Here is a 6,673-nt window from a genome sequence, read left to right on the forward strand (position 1 = left end):
TCCTGCCACATCCGGTGCACACTGGCAGCATGCTGACCAACGTGGCCGCCGTCCTGCTCGACGGTGCGCATCCATTCGAACTCGGCGTCGTGTGCGAGGTGTTCGGACTCGACCGCAGCGACGACGGACTGCCGGTGTACGACTTCGCCGTCGCCTCGGCCGAGGGACCCGACCTCGCCACACACGTCCCGGGGTTCACGCTCTCCACTCCGTACGGTCTCGACCGGCTTGAGGAGGCCGACCTGATCGTCGTGCCCGCCGGGAGCCACTACATCGGGCGCACCTATCCGCCCGAACTGCTCGACTCCCTCGTGCGGGCGGCCGACCGGGGCACCAAGGTGCTCAGCGTCTGCTCCGGGGTCTTCGTGCTCGGCGCCGCCGGGCTGCTCGACGGGCGGCGCTGCGCGGTCCACTGGCGGCACGCCGAGACCCTGGCCAAGCGCCATCCGCGCGCGAAGGTCGAACCGGACGTGCTGTACGTGGACGAGGACCCGGTGATCACCTCGGCGGGCACCGCCGCCGGCATCGACGCCTGTCTGCACATCGTCCGCAAGGAGCAGGGCCCGGAGGTCGCCAACAGCATCGCGCGCCGCATGGTGGTGCCTCCGCACCGGGACGGCGGGCAGGCCCAGTACGTCGCGCGGCCGCTGCCGCGCTCGCAGTGCGACACGGTCGGCGAGGTGCTCGTCTGGATGGACCGCCACCTCGACGAGGAGGTGACCGTCGAACAGCTCGCCACTCGCGCGCACATGTCCCCGCGCACCTTCGCCCGCCGCTTCCAGCAGGAGACGGGGACCACGCCGTACCGCTGGCTGCTGCGGCAACGGGTGCTGCTGGCCCAGGAGTTGCTGGAGGCCACGGACGAGACGATGGACTTCATCGCGGACCGCGCGGGGTTCGGGACCGCGGCCGCGCTGCGCCATCAGTTCGTCCGCTCGCTGGGGACGACCCCGCACGCGTACCGGCGCACGTTCAGGGGCCCGCAGGCCGCCTGAACGTGCGCCGCGCGGTGGTCAGGTCACCGAGTGATCACCGCGGTACGGCCCTCAGCAGCAGCCGGTGCGGTCGCAGGGTGATGCCGACCCGTGTGGTGTCGTTGGACTCGGACACCTGTTCAAGACGCCAGCGTGAGGCCACCGCCGCCGTGACGAGGCCGAGCTGGGCCATCGAGAAGTGGTCGCTCGGGCACTTCCGGTTGCCCACACTGAAGGGGCTCATCGCGTACTTCGGTACGTCCTTGGCGCGTTCCGGAAGCCAGCGGTCGGGGTCGAACTCCAGATGCCCGTCGTACGAACGCGCATCGCGCTGGATCGCGTACGGACTGTAGACGATGTCGGCTCCGGCCGGAATGCGATACCCGCCGAGTGCGGTTTCGGACACGGCCCGGCGCGTCAATATCCATACGGCGGGGCGCAGCCGCATGGCCTCGACGACGACATTGTTCGTGTGGGACAGCTTCCGCACGTCCGCGAATGCGACCGGACGGCCACCCGCGACCGATTCCACCTCTTCGCGCACCCGGTCCGCGTGTTCCGGGTGTTCGGCGAGTACCTGTAGGAGCCACATGATGGTGGAGGCGACGGTTTCGCTGCCGGGGGTGAGTATCGCGACCACCTGGTCGTGTATCTCCTGTTCCCCGATGGGCTCGCCATTCTCGTCCTTCGCTGCCAGCAATGCCGTCAGCAAATCGTCCGGCTTCTGACCTGATGTGCGGCGTTCGGCCACGATTTCGTCGACGAGGAGGTGCAAATCGGCCAAGGCGCGGTCGAATTGGCGATGGGCCGGAAGCGGCAGCCGATAGAACGGACCGGCCGGGATCACCATGCGGCGGTACATGCCCCGGAACACGGTGGCGAGCGCGATGCTCAGCCGCTCGGCCCGCTCGTCCATGAAGTCGCCGCGCAGCAGGCAGCGGGCGGCGATGCGGACGGCGACGCGGAACGACTCCGCGGTGCCGTCGATCGTCTCGCCGGGCCGCCAGCGCTCCGCGAGGCCGTGCGCCTCCTCCTCCATGATCGGCCCGTACTCGGGGATGATGTCCAGCCGGAACGCGGGCTGGATCGTGCGCCGCTGACGCCGGTGCCGCGGCCCGTTGGCGGTCGCCACTCCCTCCTTGCCGAGCAGGCCTTCGAGGGACTCCCACAGGGGGCCGTCGATTTTGAAGTCGGGGTTCAGCGCCAGTTCTCCCGTGAGGGCCGGCGTCGTGACCGCGTACACGGTCTTGGGGCCCAGCTTCAGCCGGACGACGTCGCCCTCGTCGCGCAGCCGGGTGAGGAAGCCCAGCGGGTCGCGGACCAGTTTCAGACCGTGCCCGAGGCCGGGGACACGGCCCCCGGCGAGGGGCGGGACGGACAGTTCTGCCGCTTGGTGTGCAGCGGACCGTACGGACTCGACGGTCATTTCTCACCTGCCGCTTCGTTGTTGACGTACGGGGGTGTGGAGCGGTCGTCCCAGCTGTCGACCATGTACCGTCCCGACTCGTGGTGGAACCAGTACACGGAGCTGAACCAGTTCCGCATATTGCACAGACACGCCCGTACGGCGGCCGCTAGTTCAGCGTCCCGGGCGGATCCGTTGTCAATCCTTTCCACGTACCTCAGTACCTCCTTCTCGACGTCGAGGAATTCGGTGATGCATTCCTCGACACGACGTCTGACTTCTCTGACCGATTCCTCAAGCCGCATTCCCTCGTGATGAATGAGACTGATGCCGAGATTGTGGACCTCGGCGCCCGCTATTTCCTTGGGCAGCGAACACAGGTCGTTGTACCAGGCGGCGAAATCCTGGCACAGCAGAGCGGCCCGCCGGTACGCGGCGTTCTCCCGCACGGTGGCGGGCAGTTCGTACTCCGCGCTCGGTTCGAGCAGGTCGAGCCAGATCCAGTGCGCGAAAGTATTCCGCCGCAGTTCGAGGTATTCCTCGACGGTCGGCACGGTGCCCGACGTACGGTTGCGGAATTCTCGGTCATACGCCTCGATGACGGCGTGGAAGTGGCCCGCGAACCGCGCGTTCCACCCCTCGCCCAGGAACGAGTACAGCCGCACCACACTGTCCGCGAACCCCGCTACCAGGGGGTCCTGGTGGTACAGATGGTCCTTCGGGGAGTCGAGTGCCGTGTGCAGCCGGTTCCTGAGCCGCTGCCAGGCCGCCGGCCTGCCGTGGACGACGTCACGGTCGTGGCGGTCGTCCCAGACGAAGAACCACGCGCTGTAGTCCGCTATCGCCTGGAGGACCTCGTCGGGCGCGCCAATGTAGTAGCCCGCCATGAGGTCGGTGTAGCAGAGACCGTCGGCATATGCCTCGACCTTGGCCGCCGGCATGAGGCGCATTTCCAGGAGCCAGCCCCTGGTCTTCTCCTGGAGCTTCGGCCAATACGGATGAAGTCGACGGGGAAACTCGGTCTCGATCACCGGGAGAGAGAGCGCCGGTGGAACGAGGGCCGAGGTGTGCTTCGTTGTGGTGCTCGGTGAGAAAGCAGGCACGAACAAACCCCTTTCAGCCGCCTGTTGGCGCCACACCCCTCCCGCGGTGCCGGGCGTGCGCCGTTGCGTATCCCCGCCTTCCCATTCAGCACCACAACCGACCGTTCTGGGAACGGATTTGCTTCACTCACTACCCCGCCGTGCCGAGAATCTCCCTATGTGTGACTGAATTTGGATCATTAAGGGCGCACATTAGATCGAACGTGCGACGCACAGACGAACGGCGCCTGGTCGGAAGGGAATCCGACCAGGCGCCGTGGGGAGAAACGCACGCGCCCCGGCTGTCGTGTTCTGCCACAGGCGTTCACGGACGTTCATGAACGTTCAGACGTTCACAAACGTCTACAGAGGTTCGCGGGTGTTCAGTCGTTCGCGACGATGGGGTACCGCGGTTCGTTCTCGGCCATCTGGCGCAGCGCGTCCTTGCGCTCGCGCTTGGAGAGCCGGTCGATGTAGAGGTACCCGTACAGGTGGTCCGTCTCGTGCTGGAGGCAGCGCGCGAAGTAACCCGTGCCGCGCACCTTGACCGGGTTGCCCTTCTCGTCCTGCCCGGTGACCTCGGCGTAGTCGGGGCGGGCCAGCGGCGCGTACGCGGTCGGCACCGAGAGGCAGCCCTCGTTGCTCTCGTCCAGGTGACGCCGCTCGGCGGGCAGCTCGACGAGCACGGGGTTGCAGATCACTCCCGTGTGCCGCTTCCCCTCGTCGTCCGGGCAGTCGTAGACGAAGACCTTGAGGTCGACGCCGACCTGGTTGGCGGCCAGGCCCACGCCCTCGGCGATGTGCTGGCTGGCGAACATGTCGTCGACCAGCCCGGCGAGCTCGTCACCGAACTCCGTGACGTCCTTGCACTCCTTCTGCAGCACCGGGTTCCCGACGACCGTGATGGGCCGGGAGGTTCCGCGCCCGCGGTAGGCGGCCTCGCGCTCCGCCGAGTTCTCGGTGTCGATGACGAAGCCCTCGTCGTCCACGGGGAGCACTCCGGAGTGCTGCTGCTCAGTGTCCTGCTGCGCCATGACCGACGTAAGCCTTCCTCGGAAAACAGGGGGTTGCAATGCTCATACAGGGTACGGGGCGCACCCCGACCGGAACTCACACGCTCCTGAAGGGGGCGTGCTTCAAGGGGCGCGGGGAACTGCGCGACCGGCCACGGACGACCCGCGGCCCGCGGCCCGCGAACCACCCAGGCACCCCCGACAACCCCCACCTGACAGGTCTGTCAGGCTTGTCAGACCTGTCAGACCTAACAGACCTCTTCAAGATCCCGCCAGTCCCGGGAATCCGGACTGTCGGCGACCCACCCGTCCAACAGCCCCCTCACCAACGAGGCGGGGGCCGCAAGCCCGCACTCGCGCTCCGGCACCCACAGCTGCCCGTCGGTACGGTGCCCGAGGGGACCGGGATGCCCCGGCTCGCTGTGGTCGTGCGGGTCGAGATGCTCACCGTCGCCCTCGTCGGACGGCATCCGCGACTCGGAGCACATCCGGCAGAGCAGCCGCACCGAGGACGACCAGTCCTCGGCGGCGAACCCGGCGTCGGCCGCGAGCCGCTCCAGGGCGTCCCGGTCGTCCTCGGTCTCCGCCTCCAGGAGCACGACCCAGGTGGGCACCGGCGAGGGCGCCCACAGCTCGATCTCGTCGAAGACGGGATAGGCGTGCCCGGCGGTGGTCGTCCGCTCCCCGTGGGGAACTCCGTCGTGCAGGACGACCTCGCCCCAGCGCCGCCCGGAGGACGGCAGCGGGATGGAGAGGACCTCCACACGGGCGGGGTCGAGCCGCCGCCCCCACACGACCTCGGCCTCGCCCTCGGGCGACAGCCGTACGGCCGCGCTGCCCAGGTCCATGCCCACCGGCTCACCGGAGGCGGCGGCGCCCGCGCCGGCCTTGGGCCGGGAGGCACCGCCCGGCACCCGCAGGCCGTACGCCTGCCAGGCCCGCCGGGCCAGCGGCCAGTCCTGGAGGGCGGTCGCCGCGATGCCCACGTTCCACCAATCGGGGGCCCCGGTCTCCCGGTCGAGCAGGGCCACGGCCCGCAGACCGGCGGCTCGCGCCTGCTCCCAGTCGTGCCGGAACTTGTGCAGCAGCGCGAGGTTGAACCAGGACTCGGACAGCCAGGGCTCCAGGTCCGCCGCACGTGTCAGCAGCGCCCCCGCGTCCTCGTACCGGCCGTCGCCGATCAGTGTGAACGCACGGTCGGTGGCCTGCCGCCATGAGGCGGAGGGCCGGTGCCGCCCCTTGCCGAAGATCCTCACGATTCCCGCCTGCCAGTTCGTTGAAGAGCGTGCAGCCTCGGGCTGGACTGTGCCCCCTGATGTCCTCTTCCTCGCATCCAACCACGGACGGTCGGACAGGCGCTCATTACCCATGGGTTACCCACCCGGGGGCAAGGTAAGACCGTCTCTTCAGCGGCTCACCGGGCCACGTCGGCCGCGAGCGCCCGGCTCAACCGCTCCACCGTGGCGGGCGACTCCCGTTGCAGCGCGGCGAGGTCGAGGCCGTCGTCCCCCATGACGGTCAGCAGCGCCCGGTCGCCCACGGCCATCACGATGACGTGCCCCGAGCCGCACCTCGCCACCACCTCGCGCAGCGCGCCGACACCGGCCTGGTCGGCCATCCGGCGGCCCACACCGAGGGTCGCGGCGGCGAGCGCGGCGACGGACTCGGCGTGCGAGGAGTCCGTGTCGGCGACGACAAGGAGGCCGTCCGCCGTGGACAGAACGCTCTCGGAGACTCCCATCACCCGGTCACGCAGAGAGGTCAGGATCTCGGTGAGGGGATGGGGCGGCGACGTGTCGCTCATGGCGCTCCTTGCTGCGTGCATGGATGGTCGTGGTGCGGTCGGAGCGGCGTCAGTCGGGATCCGGAATGGCTCTCAGACCCCGGCGGACCCGGTGCAGCATGTCGAGGGAGGGCTGATCGGCGGCCAACTGCTCGGCCGACAGCACGGGCAAAGCGAAGGCCGGCGCCCCGGAGGACAAAGGCGCGCCCCGTACGGGCAGCGGCGGCGGTCCGTGAGCTGTCGGGGTACCGGCAGTCGCGGCGCCGGCACGCGCGGCGCCGGCAGGCGAGGTACCGGCACTCGGGGTACCGGCAGTCGGGGTACCGGCAGTCGAAGTGCTGGACGCGGCACCCGCACCCCTGCCCCTGCCTCTGCCCGCGCCTCTCCCCCTGCCCTGCCGAAGACGCTTCGCCGCC

At 69.2% G+C, this 6,673-nt stretch carries 6 protein-coding genes; 1 reads left to right on the plus strand and 5 read right to left on the minus strand.

Translation table 11 applies throughout. The features are described 5' to 3' along the window. The first annotated feature begins 29 nt into the window (after positions 1 to 29). Positions 30 to 995, plus strand: coding sequence for a helix-turn-helix domain-containing protein (locus AOK01_RS18035; protein ID WP_055512873.1), 966 nt, complete (start codon positions 30 to 32; stop codon positions 993 to 995). 34 nt (positions 996 to 1,029) lie between these two features. On the opposite strand, the gene AOK01_RS18040 is transcribed toward AOK01_RS18035, so the two are convergent. The 5 genes from AOK01_RS18040 to AOK01_RS18060 all read right to left on the minus strand — a co-directional run bounded on the left by AOK01_RS18040 (position 1,030) and on the right by AOK01_RS18060 (position 6,278). Continuing rightward, positions 1,030 to 2,400: a bifunctional albaflavenone monooxygenase/terpene synthase gene (locus tag AOK01_RS18040; protein ID WP_055512855.1), complete on the minus strand. Its 1,371-nt coding sequence runs from the start codon at positions 2,398 to 2,400 to the stop codon at positions 1,030 to 1,032. Beyond that, entirely contained in the window at positions 2,397 to 3,482 is a 1,086-nt protein-coding gene (gene cyc1, locus AOK01_RS18045; RefSeq protein ID WP_107099839.1) for an epi-isozizaene synthase, read from the minus strand. The genes AOK01_RS18040 and cyc1 overlap by 4 nt, the downstream gene beginning before the upstream one ends. Before the next feature lie 362 nt (positions 3,483 to 3,844). Next, on the minus strand, positions 3,845 to 4,495 hold the full coding sequence (gene def, locus AOK01_RS18050) for a peptide deformylase (RefSeq protein WP_055512857.1): 651 nt from the start codon (positions 4,493 to 4,495) through the stop codon (positions 3,845 to 3,847). 227 nt (positions 4,496 to 4,722) lie between these two features. Continuing rightward, positions 4,723 to 5,730, minus strand: coding sequence for a tetratricopeptide repeat protein (locus AOK01_RS18055; RefSeq protein WP_055512858.1), 1,008 nt, complete (start codon positions 5,728 to 5,730; stop codon positions 4,723 to 4,725). Positions 5,731 to 5,888: 158 nt separating this feature from the next. Next, the gene (locus AOK01_RS18060; protein WP_055512861.1) at positions 5,889 to 6,278 is read right to left on the minus strand and encodes a roadblock/LC7 domain-containing protein; all 390 of its coding nucleotides are present in this window, start codon (positions 6,276 to 6,278) and stop codon (positions 5,889 to 5,891) included. Between the last annotated feature and the right edge of the window lie 395 nt (positions 6,279 to 6,673).

The organism is Streptomyces aurantiacus (genome assembly GCF_001418335.1).
Classification (GTDB): Bacteria; Actinomycetota; Actinomycetes; order Streptomycetales; family Streptomycetaceae; genus Streptomyces; species Streptomyces aurantiacus.

Coding starts and splice junctions, on each gene's coding strand:
- AOK01_RS18035 (WP_055512873.1), top strand. CDS start 30: ATGCTGACCAACGTGGCCGCCGTCCTGCTCGACGGTGCGCATCCATTC.
- AOK01_RS18040 (WP_055512855.1), bottom strand. CDS start 2,400: ATGACCGTCGAGTCCGTACGGTCCGCTGCACACCAAGCGGCAGAACTG.
- def (WP_055512857.1), bottom strand. CDS start 4,495: ATGGCGCAGCAGGACACTGAGCAGCAGCACTCCGGAGTGCTCCCCGTG.
- AOK01_RS18060 (WP_055512861.1), bottom strand. CDS start 6,278: ATGAGCGACACGTCGCCGCCCCATCCCCTCACCGAGATCCTGACCTCT.